A 17,029-nucleotide genomic window follows, 5' to 3' on the forward strand; every position below is an offset into this window, starting at 1 on the left:
CCCCGCGAGCCCGGCATGATCCGAAAGACAGGCCCTAGTAGTGCTTCGTTAGGTTCTGAGTCTGGTTCTGTTGCGGGGCAGCGGTCGGCCGCAGGTGGTGCAGGTGCCGGTCCAGCACTGCAGCAGGTCCTGGAGCGTGTCGAGGACCTGGTAGAGGGTCAGGCCGGCGTGTGGGCTTTTGGGTCGAGCCGCCGCAGGGTGAGGAAGGCCTGGGCGGCGGTGACGAGGGTGACGTGGTGGTGCCAGCCGCGCCAGGTGCGGCCCTCGAAGTGGTCCAGGCCCAGGCCGTGTTTGAGTTCGCGGTAGTCGTGTTCGATGCGCCAGCGCATCTTCGCCCAGCGGACCAGGTCGGTGACGGGTGTGGTGGCGGGCAGGTTGGTCATCCAGTAGCCGGTCGGCCCGTCCGCGTCTTCGGGCTGTTCGACCAGCAGGGTCCGCAGCGGCAGGACACCGTCCCAGCGGCTTCGGCCTCCGGCCTGTTCCTGAGCGGTGCGGCAGGCTTCCTTGCCCGACGGCCTGACCTCGACCACGGCGAAACGCGAGGTCATCCGGCCCTTGCTGCCCTGCCGCCAGACGACCTCTTCGAATGGGGTGTCCGTGGTGACGAACGAGGTCAGGGGCCGGGCCGACTCGCGATAGCGGGGCAGCGTGGGCGGCCCCAGACCACCGTAGGCCGGCTGGAACGGCTCGGCCGCGACCGGGCGGGCGATCTCCTTCGGGTCCACTGCCATCACATAGGACCAGCCGCGTTCCTCCAGCGCCAGCCGGAAAGAGACGCTGCGGCCGTAGCCGGCGTCCGCCACGATCACCGGCGCTTCAAGGCCCTGCGCGGCCAGCCGGTCCAGCAGCCCCAGAGCCAACCGGCCCTTGGGGACATGCCCCACCTGGTCCGGGACCCCGGCCCGCCGGCGCCGCCGGTCATCACGGGCCCATTCCTCGGGCAGGAACAACTCCCACTCCAGCGGGCACGATGCCGTGTCGGTGGCCGCGTGGACGCTGACCGCGACCTGGCAGTTCGCCCGCTTGCCCAACGCTCCGCAGTACTGCCGGGCCACCCCCACCGACGCCGTGCCGCACTTGGGAAACGACACATCGTCGATCACCCATACCTCGGGCGCGATCGCCTCGCTCAGCCGTTCGGCGATCCGCCGCCGCACCGGCAGCGGATCCCATGGCGACTGGTTCACGAACTGCTGCAGGGCCTGCATGTTTCCGTCCGGCAGCCGCTCGGCCATCGGCTGGATGGACTTGCGCCGCCCGTCCAGCATCAGACCCCGCAGATAACACCCGCTCCACCGCCGCTGATCCCGCCGCGGAAGCGAGGCGAACACATCGGCAACGAACTCCGATAACTCACCCCGGAGCCGTTCCACCTCCCCCAGCCTCATGACCGGAAGATGCCCACCACCAGGCGAGATCACTCGACGTAACGAAGCACTACTAGTCGGATGCCGTGATCGCCCAGCGTTCGTGGTCCCGCCAGGCCCCGTCGATGTGCAGCATCGCGGGCGAGAAGCCCTCCAGGCGGAAGCCCGCGCGGCGGACCAGGGCGCGGGAGGCGGTGTTGCCGGGCTGGATGTTCGCCTCCAGCCGGTGCAGCTCCAGGGGGCCGAAGGCGTGCTCCAGGACCAGTCCGAGGGCCTCGGTGAGGAGTCCGCGCCCGGCGGCGTGCGCGAAGGCGCCGTAACCGAGGGCGCCGCTGCGGAACGCGCCGCGGACGATGTTGTTGATGTTGACGAAGCCGGCGATCCCGTCGTCGGCGCGCTCGCAGACCAGGAAGCCCGCGCGCGCCGGATCCGCGATCAGAGCGGCCGCGTAGGCGGCGTACGCCTCGGCCGTGCACGGCGGGAAGAGCCAGGGGCGGTGGAGCTCCCGGCTCTCGCGGGCGCGGGCGGTGAACTCCTCGGCGTCGGCGAGGGAGAAGGGGCGCAGGCCCACGCGGGGCCCGACGGCGAGGTAGGCGGCGGGTTCGTCGGACATGCGGCCAGGCTAGGCGGGCGGGGGACGGAGGTCACGGGCTTTCGGCCGCGCGCGGCGGCGGGGCGCGGGCTTGCGGCGGCGGGCGGGGTGCGGACGTTCGGCGGCGGGGGCGGGGCCGGTGGAGCGCGGGGCCTTTCGGCGGCGGGCGCGGGGCCGGCGGGGCGCGCGGCCCCTCAGCGGCGGGCGTCGCGGACGCGGGGCGGGCAGGTCTCCCCCTTGCGCACGACTCCGATCATGACGGTGGTCCGCCGGTCGAGGGCCGTGCCCGCCCCCGGGTACTGGGTGCAGACCTCCCAGCACGGCGGCCAGAGCACCCGCCGGTCGCGGCCGCTGACATCGTGGACGTCGAGCCGGGTCCGGCGGTCGAGGCGGGTGAAGACCTGCCACAGGCCCCGGCCCAGGAAGTCCGGCATCGGCCGGGCCCCGGCCTCGTCTCCGGGCGTGGCGGCGCCCTCCGCCGAGGAGGCGGCGACGGCCGCGAGCGCCAGGACCGCGCCGACGCCGATGACGGTGGCCCTCCTCACTTCCGCCCCCGGACGGCGAAGCGGGAGCCGCGGCCCGCACCGAGGAGGGCGGTCACGAGCAGCGCCCCGCAGAGCGGCGGGGCGACCTCGGGGACCAGCGGGCGGATCTTCACCTCGCGGGTGTTCTCGAAGACGAGGGCCGGGGCGAGGACCGCGACCGCGGTCATCGCGATCCGCCCCGGGGTGAGGGCTCCGGCCGTCCGGGACGCGCCCCCGCCCGCTGCCCGTGACGCCTGCTTGGGACTCATGCCCGGCCCCTCTCCTCCGTCGTGCCGTCGGTCGTACCCGGCCGCAGCCGTGGGACCAGAATGGGACGCGGGGCGCCTCCCCGTGACGGCGAGCAGAGCCGTACGGGTGACTTGTCAGACAACGTGGGCCGACTACCGTGGTGCGAAGACCGGCGCGGAGCGAGCCGGGGACGAGACGAGGAGGGGCCGTGGCGGTCAGCGGACAGCGGCGGCGACCGGTCGTGGCGCTCTACGAGCGGATCGCGGACGCCGTCCACGACGGCACCTACCCGCCGGGCTCCACGCTCCCCTCCGAGCCGAAGCTCGCCGCCGAGCTGGGCGTCAGCCGGCCGGCCCTGCGCGAGGCGCTGCTGCTGCTCCAGGAGGACGGCGTCCTCACGGTGCGGCGCGGGGTGGGCCGTACCGTCAACGACCGTCCGCCCCGGCGCGGCTTCGAGCACGTCCAGCCGCTGGAGGAGCTGATCGGCGCGGGCGCCCCGCTGCGGGTGCGGGCGCTGCTCAGGACCGTCGAGGAGCCGACCGACTTCACCACCCAGCACCTGCTCGCGCCCGCCCGCGCCGAGCTGCGGTTCTGGGAGTCCGTACTCGGCGGGGAGGGCACGGCGACGGCGCTGAGCCACGAGTGGGCGGCGCCCGACGAGCTGCTCGGCCGGGTGCACCCGGAGTTCGCGCGGGCCCTGCGGGCCGCGGAGCCGGGCACCAGCGCCGGCGGCGCGGTCTCGATGCTGGCGGTGCTGGTGGGGGCCTCGCGGGAGACGGCCCTGAGCGGGCACAGCGGGATCACGGCGACACTGCTCGGGCGGCGGCGCGGGGAGCAGCTGGGGCGCCCGGCGGACACCCCCGCCGTCCTGGTCACCCAGGTGGTGCGGGTCGGCGAGACGCCGGTCCTGGCGGCCAAGCACATGCTCCCCACGGGCACGGCCGCGCTGCCGGTGCTGCAGTCGTACTGAGCGGGGGACGGGGAGCGCCTCGCCCGTCCCGACCGCCGCCCCCGACCGCCGCTCCCGACCGGCACCACGGCCGCCGCCGGACCGAGCGGGAACGGGGGCCCGCCCGGGCCCTGGCGGTGGGCCACGGCGGGGCGACTCCGCGCGCCGGAGCCGCGAGCCGTGAGGCCCGAGGGCGGCCCGCGCAGGAGCGGAGTTCCCGGCCGGCCGACCGCCCGTCGAACCCGTCACAGCGCCCCACGCGCCCTTGGCGTACACTTCCCCGCCATGCACTTGTCTGACAACCCTGCCACGCCTGCCGCCGCCACCGTCTCCGAGTGGATCCGCCGGGCCCCCAAGGCCGTCCTCCACGACCACCTCGACGGCGGACTGCGCCCCGCGACCATCGTCGAGCTGGCGCGGGAGTGCGGCTACACCGCGCTGCCGACCGAGGACCCGGCCGAGCTCGCGGTCTGGTTCCGGGACGCCGCCGACTCCGGTTCGCTGGAGCGCTACCTGGAGACCTTCGCCCACACCTGCGCGGTCATGCAGACCCGCGAGGCGCTCGTGCGCATCGCGGCCGAGTGCGCCGAGGACCTGGCGGCGGACGGCGTCGTCTACGCCGAGATCCGTTACGCCCCCGAGCAGCACCTGGAGGGCGGCCTGACCCTCGACGAGGTCGTCGAGGCGGTGAACGACGGCTTCCGCGAGGGCGAGCGCCGCACCGGCGGCCGGATCACGGTCCGCACCCTCCTCACCGGCATGCGCCACACCGACCGCTCCCTGGAGATCGCGGAGCTCACGGTCGCGCACCGGGACAACGGCGTGGCGGGCTTCGACATAGCCGGCGGCGAGATCGGCAACCCGCCGGCCCGCCACCTGGCCGCCTTCCAGCACCTGAAGCGGGAGAACTGCCACTACACGATCCACGCCGGCGAGGCCGTCGGCGCGGAGTCGATCCACGAGGCCGTGCAGGTCTGCGGCACCGAGCGGATCGGCCACGGCGTGCGGATCACGGACGACATCGCCGAGGACGGCACGCTGGGCCGGCTCGCCTCGTACGTCCGGGACAACCGCATCGCCCTGGAGGTCTGCCCGACCTCCAACCTCCAGACGGGCGCCGCGAAGGACTACGCCTCGCACCCGATCGACGAGCTGCGCCGGCTCGGCTTCCGGATCACGCTCAACACCGACAACCGCCTGGTCTCCGGCACCACCATGAGCGAGGAGTTCCAGCACATGGTGGACGCCTTCGGGTACGGCCCCGAGGTCTTCGAGGAGTTCACGGTCGCCGCCCTGGAGGCCGCCTTCCTGCCGCTGCCGGAGCGGCAGCGGCTGATCGACGAGGTCGTCCGCCCGGGGTACGCGGCGCTCTGAGGCGTCCTAGCCGACCCTGCCCTCCACCAGGGGCAGGGAGAGCGTCCCCGTGGACTCGGGGGCGCTGACGACGGTCACCGGCTTGATCCCCCGGTTGCCGGAGTACGCGGTGTCGCTCGCCGCGACGACGAACTCCAGCCGGTGGCCCGTCTCGTACCGGTGGACGATGGCCGGCAGCTCGACGGTGAAGGGACGCGTGACGTCCGGGACGCGTACCGGCGCGACCAGCCGGTTGACCAGGGTCTTCGCCCCGTCGGGCGCGACGTCGTACAGCTTCGCGAAGAGGACGAGCTTGTCGGCGGCGTCGCCCGAGTCCTGGACGCGTTCGGTCGCCGGGGACACGACCCGGAGGGTCGCCCTCGGCGCGCCGACGAGGTCCACGGGCGCGGTGAGCGGGGCGCTGGCCCAGCCGAGGTAGGTGCCCGGGGTGTCGTACGGCCGGGGGTCGGGGAGCCCGATCGTCCCGGCGAGCGAGGACTCGGAGTGGCTGGTGGGGACCAGCCGGTTGCCGTACTGCCGGGAGCCGCGGACGACCTTCGCACGGTCGTCGACGAGCTTGCCGTCGCCGGAGAGGTACAGCTTCTGGCTGAGCGCCGGGACCCGGTCGGCGGTGCCGTAACCGCTCCGCCCCTCGCGGTACCAGGCGAAGGCGGGTCCGGTGTCCGCGGCCGGGTTCTTCCGGAGGTGGCGGTCGAACCAGGCGAGGACGCGCCGCCCGACGTAACTCCCCTCCGGGTCGCCGAGGTCGAGCTCGCCCGGCCTCTGTCCTCCGCTGTGGCCCCAGGACTGCCAGATCATCCGGGTGTCGACGCCCCGCTCGCGCAGCCGGTCGTAGGTGGCGCGCGCCTCGTTGAGGTTGAACAGGCTGTCGGACTGGCCCTGGACGATCAGGGTGGGGGCGGTGATCCGGTCCAGGTAGGAGACCGGTGAGACGCTGCGGGCGTACGTGAGCATCTTCTCGGTCTCGGCGGCCGGGTAGCGGCCGGAGTTGAGGAGCCTCACGGTGTCGCAGGCGTCGGTGACGAAGTGCAGACAGCCGAGGGAGTTGATCCGGCTGGGGTCGAGGGACGGGGAGAGCAGGGGCTGGCCCTCGCCTATGAGGTAGAAGCCGTTGGCCCACTGCCGTTTGAAGACGCCGGGGGTGGCGCGGTCGGCGGCGTTGGGGGCGAGCGAGTACGCGAGGTCGTTCCAGGTGATGAGGGGGACGAGGGCGTCGACACGGGGATCGACGGAGGCGGCCGCGAGTTGGACGGCCCCGCCGTAGGAGCCGCCGATCATGCCGACGCGCGGGTCTCCCGCGCCGTCCCGGGTGACGAAGTCGACGCGGGTCCCGTCGTCGGCGGCCCGGCCGCCGGCGAGGAAGTCGACGAGGCGGGCGGCGGCCCGGCCGTCGGCCTCCGGGGCGTCGAGGGAGATCAGACAGCCGGACTTCCCGAAGCCGAGGCCCGAGTAGACGAGGCCGACGTAGCCGCGCTCGGCGAAGGCCTTGCCGATCGCGGCGGTGGAGCCGTCGCTCTTGCTGCCGCCGAAGCCGTTGGTGGCGAGGACGGCGGGCGCGGGGTGGACGGCGTCCGCACCGGCGGGCCGGTAGAGGTCGGCGTCGACCGCGCAACTCCGGCCACCCGCCTCGACGGTGAACCGGAGCGGGGTGACGGTGTACGCGCCGGGGCCGGGGACGGCCTCGGCGCCGCTCGCGGGCGCGGCCAGGGCGAGCGGCGCGGCGAGCGCGGCCGCGCCGGCCACGAGCGCGAGGGCCTTGCGGGATCGGGGCACGGCACGGGACACGGGGGACCTCCACGCTGAGGACGGCACCGAGAGGCCCGGCACCACCTACCGACTGGTAGGTACCCGGGCAGCGCCCATGCTGTGACACGTGTCATGAGGCCGTCAACGCGCCGGACGAAGGTTGTTGACGGAGATTCAGTGAAGGCGGCGCTCCCCGCACGGACGGCCGGGTCCCGCGGACAGCCGCCGCTCGCCCCCCGATGGGAGAATGGCCGCATGACAGGCGCTGAGGAATTCAGACCCGAATCGGAGCGGGTGACGCGCGTCCTGCGCGATCAGATCATCGACGGGACCCGGGCCCCCGGCAGCAGGCTGGTGGAGCGCGAGATCGCGGCCGAGCTGGACGTGAGCCGGCTGCCCGTCCGCGACGCCCTGCGGGACCTGGTCGCGGAGGGCCTGGTGACGCCCCGCCCTCGCACCTGGGCGGTGGTCCGCGAGTTCACGGCGTCCGACATCTCGGACCTCGGCGAGGTCAGGTCCGCCCTGGAGATCCTCGGCTTCCGGCTCGCCGCGCAGCGCCGCACCCGGGCGGGGCTCGCCAAGCTCCGCGCCGACCTCGACGCCGAGCTGGCGGCCGCGGCCAGGGGCGACGGGCAGGCCGCCCGGCGGGCGGCCGCCGACTTCCACGAGACCGTCACGGAGCTGGCCGACAACGCCCTGCTCAGCGAGCTGAACGCGACGCTGCGCAGCCGGATGCGCTGGCTGCTCGGGCAGCACGACGACTTCACCGTCGTCGCCGAGGAGCACGCGGAGCTGTACCGGGGGATCGAGGCGCGGGACGTGGAGCGCGTCGAGAAGCTGGCCCTGCGGCACCTGGAGACGAGCCGGGACGAGGCCGCCGCGCACCAGCGCAGGACGGCGTCGGAGTAGGAACCCGGCGCGGGCGGAGGCGCGGCCGACCGGTTCCGGGCTCGCGGCGGGGCGCTCCCGTCCCCCGCCGGGACGCGCCCTCACCTCCGCTTTCCGCGGGGGCGGGGGCGCGTCTTCGTCGTACGGGCACGGGTCCGGTCAGCGCAGGGCCGGTGCGTCCAGGGTGAGCGTGCCCGTGTCCGCGTCGAGGGCGGCGGGCAGGCCGAGCGGCATGGTCAGCGCGGTCGTGCTGTGCCCGAAGCCCATCTCCTCCACGACCGGCACCCCGAGGCCGCCGAGCCGGTCGGCGAGCACCGCCCGCACCTCCTCGTACGGACCGCACTCCTCCCAGGAGCCGAGACCGATGCCCGTGACCCCTTCGAGCCAGCCGGAACGCAGCAGTTGGGTGAGGATGCGGTCGAGGCGGTACGGCTCCTCCCCCACGTCCTCCAGGAGCAGCAGCCCGCCGCGGGCCGAGGGCCGCCCGTGCGGGGTGCCGAGGTCGGCGGCGAGGAGGCTGGCGCAGCCGCCGAGCGTCACGCCCCGGGCGCGGCCCGGCACCAGGGCCCGTGCCGTCTCCGGACCGAGCGTGAGGACGGTCTCGGGCTCGAAGAGGGTGGCCCGCAGCGACTCCCGGGTGCGCGGGTCCGACAGGAACGTGCCGGCGGCGACCATCGGCCCGTGCAGGGTGGCGAAGCCCGCGCGGACGGCGAAGGCCTCGTGCAGGGCGGTGACGTCGCTGTAGCCGACGAACGCCTTGGGCCCGGCCGCCCGTATCGCCGTCCAGTCGACCAGGTCCACCATGCGCTGGGCCCCGAACCCGCCGCGCGCGCAGAGCACGGCGGAGACCGACGGGTCGCACCAGGCCTCGGTCAGATCGCGGGCGCGCGCCCGGTCCGCCCCCGCGAGGTGGCCGAGCGCGGGGTGGGCGTCCAGGACGTGCGGGGCGACCACCGGCTCCAGGCCCCAGCCGCGCAGGATGTCGAGTCCGGCCGTGAGCCGCTCCTCGGGGACGGGACCGCTGGGGGCGACGACGGCGACCCGTGCCCCGGAGCCGAGCCGCTCGGCCCGGGCCAGGGGTTCGACGGCGGAGGACGGGCCGGTCACGTGCGGTACTCCAGGTCCGGCAGGTCCGTTCGGTCGATGCCGAAGGCCCGTGCGTACAGGGCGAGTTCGGCCTCCAGGGCCTGGACCATGGTGTCGGCCCTGCGGAAGCCGTGCCCCTCCCCCTCGAAGGCGAGGTAGGCGTGCGGGACTCCCCGGCCGGCCGCGCGGGCGAGGAGGCGCTCGGCCTGCGCGGGCGGGCAGATGACGTCGTCGAGGCCCTGCAGCAGCAGGAACGGGGCCGTGACGCGGTCGACGTGCTCGATCGGCGAGCGCTCCTTGTAGCGGGCGGGCACCTCGTCGAGCGGTCCGACCAGTCCGTCGAGGTACCGGGACTCGAAGTCGTGGGTCTCGTCGGTGGCCCAGCTCCGCAGGTCCAGGACGGGGTAGATGATCGTGCCGCAGGCGTACACGTCGGTGGAGACGAGGGACGCGGCGCTGGTCCAGCCGCCCGCGCTGCCGCCGCGCACCGCGAGCCGGGCGGGGTCGGCGGTGCCCTCGGCGGCGAGGGCCGTCGCGACGGCCGCGCAGTCCTCGACGTCGACGACGCCCCACTGCTCGCGCAGCCGCTCCCGGTACTCGCGGCCGTAGCCGGTCGAGCCGCCGTAGTCCACCTTGGCGACGCCGATGCCCCGCGAGGTGAAGTAGGCGGTCTCCAGGTCGAGGACGAGCGGTGTGCGGCCCGTGGGGCCGCCGTGGGCCCAGATCACGTAGGGCGGCAGCTCGCCCTCGGGTCCGGTGAAGCCGGGGTGGCGCGGCGGGTACACCTGGGCGTGGATCTCCCGCCCGCCGGGACCGGTGAAGGTGCGGATCAGGGGCTCGGGGAGGTAGGCGGGGTCGACGGCGTCGGTGTGCGCGGCGCCGACCACGCGGCTGCGGCCGGTGCGGGTGTCGAGCTCGACGAGCTCGGCGGAGCGGTGCGGTGCGGCGGCGACGCCGACCACCCGGGTGCCGTGGGCGGCGAGGGTCGCGGCCCACTCGGTGCGGGGTCCGCCGACGTCGACCAGGGCGCGGCGCTCGGGGTCGAGGATCCCGAGGGTGGTGGTCCCCCGGCCGTGGACGACGGCGATCAGGCCGTTCTCCAGGGGGGCGAACCAGCGGAGTCCGATCTGCCAGAGCGGGCCGCCGAACTCCTCGGCGCGGGGGCAGAGCGCCTCCGGTTCGGTGAGGCGGCCGTCGGCTCCGATCTCGGCGCGGTAGAGGTTCCACCAGCCGGTGCGGTCGCTGACGAGGAGCAGCCGGCCGGCGGGGTCCCAGTCGACCTGCGGGATCGACTCGGCGGCCGAGCCGGCGACGGTCCCGGCCTCCCGGAGGGTGCCCTCGGGGGTGACGTCGGCGAGTCGGACCTCGGTGCCGTCCCAGGGCATCCGGGGGTGGTCCCAGGCGATCCAGGCCGCCCGGCGGCCGTCGGGGGAGATCCGGGGGCCGGTGACGAACCGGTGGCGTCCGTCGGAGAGTTCCCGGACGGCGGCACGGTCCTCGGCGGCCGAGCCGTCGAGGGGCACGGCGGCGAGGACGCGGCGCACGTCGGTGGGCGCGGGGCCGGTGAACTCCTCCAGGACGCACCACACCTCGCCCCGGTCCGGGTGGACGACCGGGTCGGCCCACCGCAGTCCGCCGCCGACGGAGGAGACCGGGGTGAGCGGCCTCGGCTCGACGGCGGGCTCGGCGTCGGGTTCGTACGCGTAGAGCCGCTGGTCGGGGAAGTGGCAGAACACGGCGAGCGGTCCGCCCTCCGGGCGCGCGACGGCCGCCCAGGGCTGCCCGCCGTACTCGATCACCCTGCTGCGGACGTTCCACGGGGCGGGCAGCAGGCTCTCCTCGGTGCCGTCGGCGCGCCGCCGGACGAGGGCGCGCCGGCCGCCCTCGGCGGGGCGGGGCGCGGTCCACCAGAGCTCGTCGCCGACGGCGCCGAGGTACTCGGGCCGCCCGTCGTGGGCGGCGGCGAGCGCGGCGTCGACGGGCGACGGCCAGCCGCCGTACCCGGCCGTGGTCACGGCCATCTCGTTTCCCCCTGTCACGGGTCGGATCCCCCCCTGTCCTACGCGGACTTCAGATAGTGGTCGAGCACCCGGACGCCGAAGTGCAGGGCGTCCACCGGGACGCGCTCGTCGACGCCGTGGAAGAGCGCCCCGTAGTCGAGGTCCGGGGGCAGCCGGAGGGGCGAGAAGCCGTAGCCGGTGATGCCGAGCCGCGAGAACTGCTTGGCGTCCGTGCCGCCGGACATGGTGAACGGCAGGACGTGCCCGGCCGGGTCGAAGCGCTCGACGGCGGCCCGGAGCTTGGCGAAGGTCGGGGAGTCGACCGGGGCCTCCAGGGGCACCTCGCGGTGGTGGAACTCCCACTCCACGTCGGGCCCGGTGAGCAGGTCCATGGTCGCGGCGAACTCCTCCTCGCCGCCCGGCAGCATCCGCCCGTCGACGTAGGCCACGGCCTGGCCCGGGATGACGTTGACCTTGTAACCGGCCTCCAGCATCGTCGGGTTGGCGCTGTTGCGGACGGTCGCCTCGACGAGGGCGGCGGCGGGACCGAGCTTGTCGAGGAGGAGGTCGACGTCGAGGTCGGGGGCGCTCGTGTCGACCTCGATGCCGTACAGCGCGGCGAGTTCGGTGAGGGCGGCGCGGACGGTCGTGGTGAGGCGGACCGGCCAGGTGTGGGCGCCGATCCGGGCGACGGCCGCGGCGAGGCGGGTGACGGCGTTGGCCGTGTTCACCTTGGAGCCGTGGCCGGCCCGGCCGCGCGCGGTGAGCTTGAGCCAGGCGGTGCCCCGCTCCCCCGCCGCGATCGGGTAGAGGGTGGTGCCGGGCTGCGGGTGGAAGCTGAACGCCCCGGACTCGCTGATGCCCTCCGTGCAGCCCTCGAAGAGCGCCGCGTGCCGGTCGGCGAGGAAGTCGGAGCCGTCCTCGGCGCTGGCCTCCTCGTCGGCGGTGTAGGCGAGGACGATGTCGCGGCGGGGCCGGATGCCCTGGCGGGCCCAGGAGCGGACGACGGCCAGGACCATCGCGTCCATGTTCTTCATGTCGACGGCGCCGCGCCCCCAGACGACCCCGTCGCGCACCTCGCCGGAGAAGGGGTGCACGGCCCATTCGGCGGGGTCGGCGGGCACCACGTCCAGGTGGCCGTGGACGAGGAGCGCCTCGGCCGAGGGGTCGGTGCCGGGGATCCGCGCCACCACGTTGGTGCGGCCGGGGGTCCGCTCCAGGAGGGTGGGTTCGATCCCGGCGTCCGCGAGCCGTTCGGCGACGTACTCGGCGGCCGGCCGCTCGCGGCAGTCGCCGCCGCCCCGGTTGGTGGTGTCGATGCGGATGAGCTCGGAGGTGAAGGTGACCACCTCGTCGAGCGCCGTCGTGTCCGGAACCCGGACCTCCTCAGCCATACTGCTCCTCCACCGCGGCCGAGACGATGGTCGTGACCGCCTTGAACGTGCGAATTGCCTCGTACATCGTCTCGCTGGTGTACGCGACGCGCCGCTCGGCGCTCCGCGCCACGCCGGGAACCACCGTGGCGGCGGCGCCCAGGTGCTCGGCGTCGAACTCCAGCTCCACGGTGAACGGACCGCCCCGGACCGGCTCGTACCGGACGGCGAGCGCGGCGGCGCTCTTCGCCGCGGCGCGGATGTCGGCGGCGGTCCTCGCCGGGGGGCGGCACACCGCCGCGTACCGCGAGACGTGGTCCTTGACGGCGACCTTGAGCGCCTCGGGCGCGTAGCCGAGGGCGTCCTCGCAGGTCAGGTCGTCCCCGGTGACGAGGACGACGGGCACGCCGTACTCCGCGACCACATGGGCGTTGAGCAGGCCCTCGCTCGCCCGCTCGCCGTTGAGCCAGACCCCGGTGATGGAGTTGGCGAGGTAGGTGTGCGCGAGGACGCCCTCGGTGCCGGCGCCGGTGTGGTAGCCGACGAAGGCGATGCCGTCGACGTCGCCGTGCTGCACGCCCTCGACCATCGAGAGGGACTTGTGCCGGCCGGTGAGCATCCCGGCCCGCTCGTCGAGCCGCTCCAGGAGCAGGTTCCGCATGGTCCAGTGCGCCTCGTTGATGAGGACCTCGTCCGCGCCGCCGTCGAAGAAGCCGAGCACGGCGGCGTTCACGTCGGAGGTGAACATCGCGCGGCACCGCTCCCACTGCGGCGTGCCGGGCAGCACGTCGGCGGGCCAGGTCACACCGGTGGCGCCCTCCATGTCGGCGCTGATGAGGATCTTCATGCCTGGCACCGTACGCGCCGCCCGGCAGCCCCACCACCCCTGTGGATAACCTCCGTTGGAGTGGACCAATGACGTCCACCGGGCGGCGGTACGGATCGCCCGGCCGGTTCCGGATGCCCCCGGGGCCCTCCGCCGCGAACCGGCGCGGCACGGCGGTCTTCGAATCGGACGAAACATCGCCAACGGGCGCGTATAGGCTGTCGGCCGCAGTTGTCGTTGTCGACCTTCCGGAGAGCTCTCGGTGACCATCGCCTTCACCCCGTCCGAATCCGCGCCCGCCGGGACCGGGCCCGTCGTGGTTCCCGAGCCCGCCGGGCCCGTCATGGCGGAGGAGCCGGAGTTCTGGGAGCCGTCGGACCCGGAGCCCGAGGAGATCCCGGCCCCCGGGGCCGCGCACGGCTCCCGGGACGACGACACCGACGCCGACACCGACGGCCACGGCCCGGACCACGACCCCGTCGTCGTGCGTGACGCCCGGGACTTCGGCGTCTACGCGCGGACCGGCGGCTGGGCCTTCGCGCTGAAGGTGGCCCGGAGCGTCCGGCCCGGCGGTCAGCCCGCCGAGGGGACGGCCCGGACGAAGGTCTCGGCGAAGGCCTTCGCGGAGCTCGCCGGATGCTCGCCCGAGCGGGTCATGCGCCACTACAGGGCCTGGGACATGGCGGCCGACGACGGTCTGGTCCCGCAGTTCGAGGTCCTGGTCCCGGGCGAGGACGTCGAGCTGCCGGACGCGGACGTCTGGCTCTCGTACTACGCCTCCCGCAACAGCGCGTCCTCCGTGCGCGGTCAGGCGATCAGCGCGGCGGCCGAGGCCGAGGGCATCCGGCCGACCAAGGCCCTGGAGGTCGCGGAGAACCCGACGGCGCTGCGGGCGGCGATCCTCGCCGACCCCGGTACGGCCCAGGCCGCGCGCGGGGCGCTGCTGGACCGGATGAAGGAGGACCCGGCCCTCCAGACCGAGATGGCCCGCGCCATCGCCCGTACCGACGACCTGAAGAAGGCCGTGGCGAACGAGGCGAAGGCGGCCGACCGCATCGGGTACGTGCGGCAGATCGTCGAGAAGGGCCGGATCAGGACCCCCGCCGGGCAGACCGTGGAGGCACCGGCCGAGATCCGGGCCGAGGCCGAGCGGCACCTGTCGCTCCTCGACGAGCTGGACGACTCGGAGGAGGCGGGCGAGTGGGCCGGCGAGGCCTACGACACGGTGAAGGACCTGGTCGCCAAGGCGGTCGAGGAGGATCCGGCGCTGCGCGTCCAGGAGCGGCGGACGAGGTTCTACAACAGCCTGCAGAAGGCGACGAGGGTCTTCGAGGAGCTGACGCTCGACGAGGTGATGGAGGAGGACATCTACGAGGCGGACATGCTCCAGCGCCTCGAAGCCCTCCAGGAGGCGATCGGCACCTGCATCAGCGCGCTGCGCAAGGCCACGACCGCCTCCTGAGAGCGGTCCTCAGTCCTCGTGGCCGAGCTGGAGGTCGCGCTCGGTGCGGCCGCCGCCGGCCACCTGGAGGACGGTGGCGACGGGCGGGTACCCGGCGGCGATGACCGTGTACTCGCCGGAGGAGAGGTCGACGAAGCGGAAGGTGCCGTCGGGGCCGGTGGTGAGGGTGTCGACGACGTTGCCCGCGGCGTCGAGGAGGGTGACCCGGGCGTCCTCCACGGGCCGTCCTCCCCCGGCCCGCACGGTGCCGCGCAGCACCGCGCCGCCGGCCAGTTCGATGTCCTGGCGGGTCTCGCGGGAGGCCTGGACGCTGACGGGGAGGGCGGCGGGCCGGAAGGCGGGGGCACTGGCGGCGAGGGTGTACTCGCCCGCGACCAGTTCGCCGATGACGTAGCCGCCCTCGCGTCCGCTGCGGGTGGAGGCGACGACCTCGCCGCGCACGTCGGTGAGGGTGACGGCCGCGTCGCGCACGGGCGTGCCGTCGGCGGTGACGACGCTGCCCGCGAGCCGGCCGGCGCCGCCGAGGACGACGTCGAGCTCCACCGGCCGGTCGCCGACGGTGACGGAGACGGCCTGCGGCTGGTGGCCGCCGGCCGCCGCGATCAGGACGTACGCGCCGCCGCCGGGGACGCTCAGGGCGTACCGGCCGTCGTCGCCGCTCGCGCCGCGGCCGATCTGCCGGCCCTGGACGTCGATGAGGGTGAGCGCGGCCCGCGGGACCCGGCTGCCGTCGTGGTGCTGGACGGTGCCGCAGACGGGCACTCCGGAGTGCGGAGGGGCGGCGACGGCCTGGACGGGGGCGGGGGCGGCGTGGCGGGCGTGCGGGACCGACTGGAAGCCGCCGGTCTCGTCGGCGTGCGTGGCCTCGGTGAGGGGGCTGTGGTGGGACACCAGCGGTTTCTCCTTGAGGAAGAAGGCGAGGACGAGGCCGAGCACGAGGACCGGCACGAGGTAGAGGAAGATCCGCGGCATCGCGTCCGCGTACGCCTGGACGTACGCGTCGCGCAGGGCGGGCGGCAGGCTGCGGACGGTCCCCGGGGTGATCGACTCGGCCGGCGGCAGCGGGGTGGAGCCGTCCCGGGCGAGGACGCCGGCGAGCCGGTCGCCGAGGGCGTCGTCGAGCCGGGAGGCGAAGAGGGTGCCGAAGACGGCGGCGCCGACGCTGCCGCCGATCTGGCGGAAGTAGGTGTGGGCGCTGGTGGCGGTGCCGAGGTCGGCGGGGCGCACGGAGTTCTGCACGGCGAGCACAAGGACCGGCATGACGAGGCCGATGCCGGTGCCGAGGACGGCCTGCCAGAGGCTGTGCTGGAGGCGCGGGGTGTCGGTGCCCACGCGGGAGAGCAGCCACATGCCGAGGACGGAGACCGCCCCGCCGATCACCGGATAGGCCTTGTAGTGGCCGGTGCGGCTGATGAGCTGGCCGGAGACGACGGAGGCGATGACGATGCCGCCCATGAGGGGCAGCATCAGGAGGCCGGATTCGGTGGCGCTGGCACCCTCGACCATCTGCAGGAAGCTGGGGAGGTAGCTGGCGGCGCCGAAGAGCGCGATGCCGACGACGGCGCCGACGAGGGCGGTGACGGTGAAGACGGAGTCGCGGAACAGCCGGAGCGGGATGAGCGGTTCGGGCGCGAAGCGCTCGACGACCAGGAAGAGCAGGGCCGTTCCGGCGGCTCCGCAGGCGAGGGCGAGGATGACCCGGGAGTCCCAGGCGTACTCGGTGCCGCCCCAACTCGTCAGCAGGACCAGGCAGGTGGAGGCGGCGGCGAGGAGCAGTGCGCCGAGGACGTCGAAGCGCGCGCGTGCGGTGGGTTTCGGGAGCTTGAGGACGGCGGCGACGACGGCGAGGGTGACGAGCCCGAAGGGCACGTTGAAGTAGAAGCACCAGCGCCAGGAGACGTGGTCGGTGAAGAAGCCGCCGAGCAGCGGCCCCGCGACGGAGGCGAGGCCGAAGGCCGCGCCGATGAGCCCCATGTAGCGGCCGCGTTCCCGGGCCGGGACGATGTCGGCGATGATCGCCTGGACGCCGATCATGAGGCCGCCGGCGCCGATGCCCTGGATCGCGCGGAAGGCGATGAGCTGGTCCATCGTGCGGGACCAGCCGGCGAGGCCGGAGCCGACGACGAAGACGACGATCGCGAAGAGGAAGACGCCCTTGCGGCCGAGGAGGTCGCCGAGCTTTCCGTAGACCGGCAGGCCGATGGTGGAGGTCAGGAGGTAGGCGGTGATCGCCCAGGACATCCGGTCCAGGCCGTGGAGCTCGCCGACGATCTTCGGCAGGGCGGTGGCGACGATCATCTGCTCCAGCGCGGCGAGGAGCAGCGCGAGCATGAGGCCGCAGAAGACGAGCCGGACGCGGCGGGGGTCGAGACCAGTGGCGCCCGGGCCGGGCGGTGGCGCGGGGTCGGCGGGCGGGCCGTCCGGGGCGAGCGGTTCCGCGTCCCCCGCGGTGCCCTCGGCGCCCTTCGCCATCGTGATCGCACCCACGTGTCTGCTCCCCTCGTCACGGCGTCTGCGCCGCGCCATTCTTCGCATTGCGCGCGAAGGGGGAGCAAGTCGGGCGGTACGACGGGGCGGTGGCGGCGGCGGGGGT

General features: G+C 74.5%; 14 protein-coding genes. 4 read left to right on the plus strand and 10 right to left on the minus strand.

Annotated elements, in window-relative coordinates; all coding sequences use genetic code 11:
- Window positions 1-158: 158 nt before the first annotated feature.
- From ACFYUZ_RS16120 to ACFYUZ_RS16135, 4 genes are all read right to left on the minus strand, one after another.
- A complete protein-coding gene (locus ACFYUZ_RS16120) occupies window positions 159-1,388 on the minus strand; it encodes an IS701 family transposase (RefSeq protein WP_389309381.1) in 1,230 nt (409 codons plus the stop codon).
- A 52-nt stretch (window positions 1,389-1,440) separates the two neighbouring features.
- Entirely contained in the window at window positions 1,441-1,980 is a 540-nt protein-coding gene (locus tag ACFYUZ_RS16125; protein WP_389309384.1) for a GNAT family N-acetyltransferase, read from the minus strand.
- Window positions 1,981-2,153: 173 nt separating this feature from the next.
- Window positions 2,154-2,504, minus strand: a complete 351-nt coding sequence (locus ACFYUZ_RS16130) for a hypothetical protein (RefSeq protein WP_389309387.1) — start codon at window positions 2,502-2,504, stop codon at window positions 2,154-2,156.
- The gene (locus ACFYUZ_RS16135; RefSeq protein ID WP_389309390.1) at window positions 2,501-2,752 is read right to left on the minus strand and encodes a DUF1049 domain-containing protein; all 252 of its coding nucleotides are present in this window, start codon (window positions 2,750-2,752) and stop codon (window positions 2,501-2,503) included. The genes ACFYUZ_RS16130 and ACFYUZ_RS16135 overlap by 4 nt, the downstream gene beginning before the upstream one ends.
- Before the next feature lie 188 nt (window positions 2,753-2,940).
- Between ACFYUZ_RS16135 and ACFYUZ_RS16140 the strand changes: the two genes are divergently transcribed.
- Together ACFYUZ_RS16140 and ACFYUZ_RS16145 are read left to right on the plus strand one after the other, a co-directional pair.
- A complete protein-coding gene (locus ACFYUZ_RS16140) occupies window positions 2,941-3,702 on the plus strand; it encodes a GntR family transcriptional regulator (RefSeq protein ID WP_389309393.1) in 762 nt (253 codons plus the stop codon).
- 264 nt (window positions 3,703-3,966) lie between these two features.
- A complete protein-coding gene (locus ACFYUZ_RS16145) occupies window positions 3,967-5,055 on the plus strand; it encodes an adenosine deaminase (protein ID WP_389309396.1) in 1,089 nt (362 codons plus the stop codon).
- A 6-nt stretch (window positions 5,056-5,061) separates the two neighbouring features.
- Here ACFYUZ_RS16145 and ACFYUZ_RS16150 read toward each other — a convergent pair whose 3' ends face one another.
- A complete protein-coding gene (locus ACFYUZ_RS16150) occupies window positions 5,062-6,840 on the minus strand; it encodes a CocE/NonD family hydrolase (protein WP_389309399.1) in 1,779 nt (592 codons plus the stop codon).
- A gap of 216 nt (window positions 6,841-7,056) precedes the next feature.
- On the opposite strand from ACFYUZ_RS16150, the gene ACFYUZ_RS16155 reads away from it, so the two are divergent.
- Window positions 7,057-7,710, plus strand: a complete 654-nt coding sequence (locus tag ACFYUZ_RS16155) for a GntR family transcriptional regulator (protein ID WP_389309402.1) — start codon at window positions 7,057-7,059, stop codon at window positions 7,708-7,710.
- A 138-nt stretch (window positions 7,711-7,848) separates the two neighbouring features.
- Here the strand turns inward: ACFYUZ_RS16155 and ACFYUZ_RS16160 are convergent, their stop codons facing one another.
- Genes ACFYUZ_RS16160 through ACFYUZ_RS16175 form a run of 4 tightly spaced genes read right to left on the minus strand, consistent with a single transcriptional unit; the run spans window position 7,849 to window position 12,995 of the window.
- Window positions 7,849-8,796: an LD-carboxypeptidase gene (locus ACFYUZ_RS16160; RefSeq protein ID WP_389309405.1), complete on the minus strand. Its 948-nt coding sequence runs from the start codon at window positions 8,794-8,796 to the stop codon at window positions 7,849-7,851.
- Entirely contained in the window at window positions 8,793-10,796 is a 2,004-nt protein-coding gene (locus ACFYUZ_RS16165; RefSeq protein WP_389309408.1) for a prolyl oligopeptidase family serine peptidase, read from the minus strand. The genes ACFYUZ_RS16160 and ACFYUZ_RS16165 overlap by 4 nt, the downstream gene beginning before the upstream one ends.
- Window positions 10,797-10,834: 38 nt before the next feature.
- A complete protein-coding gene (locus ACFYUZ_RS16170) occupies window positions 10,835-12,169 on the minus strand; it encodes a M20/M25/M40 family metallo-hydrolase (RefSeq protein WP_389309410.1) in 1,335 nt (444 codons plus the stop codon).
- Complete coding sequence (locus tag ACFYUZ_RS16175; protein WP_389309412.1) at window positions 12,162-12,995, minus strand: M55 family metallopeptidase; 834 nt, start codon at window positions 12,993-12,995, stop codon at window positions 12,162-12,164. The genes ACFYUZ_RS16170 and ACFYUZ_RS16175 overlap by 8 nt, the downstream gene beginning before the upstream one ends.
- A 241-nt stretch (window positions 12,996-13,236) precedes the next feature.
- Here ACFYUZ_RS16175 and ACFYUZ_RS16180 point away from each other — a divergent pair, with 241 nt between their 5' ends.
- Complete coding sequence (locus ACFYUZ_RS16180) at window positions 13,237-14,436, plus strand: hypothetical protein (RefSeq protein ID WP_389309415.1); 1,200 nt, start codon at window positions 13,237-13,239, stop codon at window positions 14,434-14,436.
- A 9-nt stretch (window positions 14,437-14,445) separates the two neighbouring features.
- On the opposite strand, the gene ACFYUZ_RS16185 is transcribed toward ACFYUZ_RS16180, so the two are convergent.
- Complete coding sequence (locus tag ACFYUZ_RS16185) at window positions 14,446-16,908, minus strand: MFS transporter (RefSeq protein WP_389310274.1); 2,463 nt, start codon at window positions 16,906-16,908, stop codon at window positions 14,446-14,448.
- Window positions 16,909-17,029 lie beyond the last annotated feature (121 nt).

Source organism: Streptomyces sp. NPDC004266, from assembly GCF_042874095.1.
In the GTDB taxonomy this organism is placed as follows: domain Bacteria; phylum Actinomycetota; class Actinomycetes; order Streptomycetales; family Streptomycetaceae; genus Streptomyces.

Excerpts from the sequence above, each read along its gene's own strand:
- ACFYUZ_RS16120 (WP_389309381.1), bottom strand. The coding sequence starts at position 1,388 with ATGAGGCTGGGGGAGGTGGAACGGCTCCGGGGTGAGTTATCGGAGTTC.
- ACFYUZ_RS16125 (WP_389309384.1), bottom strand. The coding sequence starts at position 1,980 with ATGTCCGACGAACCCGCCGCCTACCTCGCCGTCGGGCCCCGCGTGGGC.
- ACFYUZ_RS16135 (WP_389309390.1), bottom strand. The coding sequence starts at position 2,752 with ATGAGTCCCAAGCAGGCGTCACGGGCAGCGGGCGGGGGCGCGTCCCGG.
- ACFYUZ_RS16145 (WP_389309396.1), top strand. The coding sequence starts at position 3,967 with ATGCACTTGTCTGACAACCCTGCCACGCCTGCCGCCGCCACCGTCTCC.
- ACFYUZ_RS16155 (WP_389309402.1), top strand. The coding sequence starts at position 7,057 with ATGACAGGCGCTGAGGAATTCAGACCCGAATCGGAGCGGGTGACGCGC.
- ACFYUZ_RS16165 (WP_389309408.1), bottom strand. The coding sequence starts at position 10,796 with ATGGCCGTGACCACGGCCGGGTACGGCGGCTGGCCGTCGCCCGTCGAC.
- ACFYUZ_RS16170 (WP_389309410.1), bottom strand. The coding sequence starts at position 12,169 with ATGGCTGAGGAGGTCCGGGTTCCGGACACGACGGCGCTCGACGAGGTG.
- ACFYUZ_RS16175 (WP_389309412.1), bottom strand. The coding sequence starts at position 12,995 with ATGAAGATCCTCATCAGCGCCGACATGGAGGGCGCCACCGGTGTGACC.
- ACFYUZ_RS16185 (WP_389310274.1), bottom strand. The coding sequence starts at position 16,908 with ATGGCGAAGGGCGCCGAGGGCACCGCGGGGGACGCGGAACCGCTCGCC.